We start from the raw sequence: 1,858 nt of genomic DNA on the forward strand, positions 1-1,858 counted from the left end.
AGCACCCTGGGCGGGTGGGTCGCGTGCGCCACCGGCCCGGCCCTCACCGCCGCCGGGCGCACCGTCGTGGGCGCCGCCCCCCGCGGCCACGGCAGGTCCGGGAAGTCGCCCGACCCCGCCCGCTACGGCGAACCGCGCATGGCCCGTGACCTGAGCCTGGTCATCGCCCCCCTCGACGCCCCCGCCGTGGACCTCGTCGGCTACTCGATGGGCGCCGTCATCGCCCTGTGCGTCGCCGCTCAAGAGCCGACCGTGCGCCGACTCGTGGTCGGCGGCGTCGGTGCCGGGGTGGTCGAGGTGGGCGGGGTCGACACCCGCGTCCTGCCCAACCACGTCCTGGCCGACGCGTTGCTCGCCGACGACCCCGGCACCCTGCCACCCGGGATCGCGGGCATGCGCGCGGCCGCCGTGGCGGCGGGCAACGACATGCCCTCCCTGGCCGCGCAGGCCCGCGCCGCGCACCAAGGCGGTGTCGACCTGGCCGCCATCACCGCCCGGACCCTCGTGGTCGCCGGTGAGGACGACGAGCTCGCCACCCGTCCGGACGTGCTGGCCGACGCCATCCCCGACGCCCGGCTCCTCGTGATCCCCGGCGACCACGGCACCGCGGCCGACAGCCCGGAGTTCCGGGCCGCGATCGTCGACTTCCTGCGGAGCTGACCGACCCGAGCACCACGCCCCACACCCGCGGTCCACTTCGCGGTGTCGTGTCCGATCCGCGTGCCGGCGCACACAGGTCGGATCGAGATGCCTTGTGCGCAAGGGGAAACGAACGCCGGTCGCACGAACGTGCTCGGCCGCACGTCACGCGGGATGCGCCGCCTCCCTGCGTCACGGAAGACGTAACTTCCTTCTCGCATAAGTGTCATCGCAGCACTAACCCCGCCGCCCTCGACCTCGACGTGCCGCGAGATCGTTTGTGGCAAAGGACTTTCGCGCTGCCGAGTGGCGGTGGAGCCGACGGACACCACCGTCACGATTGATGCTTCGTCACTCACACGAGTGAATTAGCCGGGGATGGGTCGTCCTGTTCGGATGGACGTCGTCGCATGTGCTCCACTCGAAGGGGAAAGCCAGTTCTACCCGGGAGTTTCACGCATGTGAGGAGCCTGCGATGTCTGTGCAGATCTTGACCCGGCCGGTCGCGACACCGGACCGACAAGTCGCGCTGGGCACGTTGATGGCAGAGCCCGAGGCCATCATCAGCGACGCACCGCTGTACTCGCCGCAGTCGGCCGGCCTGCTGCTGCTCGGCCTGCTGCTGCTGCTGTCCCCCGGCGTGCCGGAGGAGCCGAAGGACAGGTGAAGGACCAGCTGAGGAATTTTCGGTGACGACCGACGGGCGGGTCACGCGGGCGTCGTTCGCGGAAGCGGCCGACGACTTGGCCGTCCGGGTCCTCGACGCGCTCGACGGCGCGGACCCGGGGACGCTCGCGGACCACGTCGACTCGTGCGCCGACCTCACCACCGCCCTCGGAGCGGTCCGGCTGGTGGGCGCCGACGTCTTCGCGCCGCACCTGCTGCTGGACCGCCCCCTGGACGTGCGGGACGTCGCGGTCGTCACCGAGTCCTTCACGCACTACCCCGCGCTGGGCGACGCGCACACCCGCGAACAGGGTGTCACGGCCTGGCGCGACTGGGCGACGCTCACCGCGCTGTCCCTCCTGACCGGCCCGGACGGCGAGGTGGTGACGACACCTCCGCCGCACGACGTCTCCACCGTGCTCGGGCCGGTCGAGCGGTGGCAGCAGTGGTCGGTGCACGTCGCGCAACTGCACCCCCTGGCCCTGCCCGGCCTGGACGGGCCGGTGGCCGACGCCGTGGGCCGGGAGCCACGCGCGCTCGTGCGCGGCGCGGT

At 72.6% G+C, this 1,858-nt stretch carries 3 protein-coding genes; all 3 read left to right on the forward strand.

Annotation, left to right across the window (positions count from 1 at the left end):
• Positions 1-660: alpha/beta fold hydrolase (locus AB0G02_RS37920; protein WP_360804653.1), on the forward strand; the 660-nt coding region annotated here is incomplete at its 5' end.
• Positions 661-1,114: 454 nt separating this feature from the next.
• Positions 1,115-1,306: a hypothetical protein gene (locus tag AB0G02_RS37925; RefSeq protein WP_360804656.1), complete on the forward strand. Its 192-nt coding sequence runs from the start codon at positions 1,115-1,117 to the stop codon at positions 1,304-1,306.
• A gap of 22 nt (positions 1,307-1,328) precedes the next feature.
• Positions 1,329-1,858: hypothetical protein (locus AB0G02_RS37930; protein ID WP_360804659.1), on the forward strand; the 530-nt coding region annotated here is incomplete at its 3' end.

Source organism: Actinosynnema sp. NPDC023658, assembly GCF_040639995.1.
In the GTDB taxonomy this organism is placed as follows: Bacteria; Actinomycetota; Actinomycetes; order Mycobacteriales; family Pseudonocardiaceae; genus Actinosynnema.

What these genes read in the sequence shown, in the direction of transcription:
- AB0G02_RS37925 (WP_360804656.1), top strand. Translation starts at nt 1,115, where the DNA reads ATGTCTGTGCAGATCTTGACCCGGCCGGTCGCGACACCGGACCGACAA.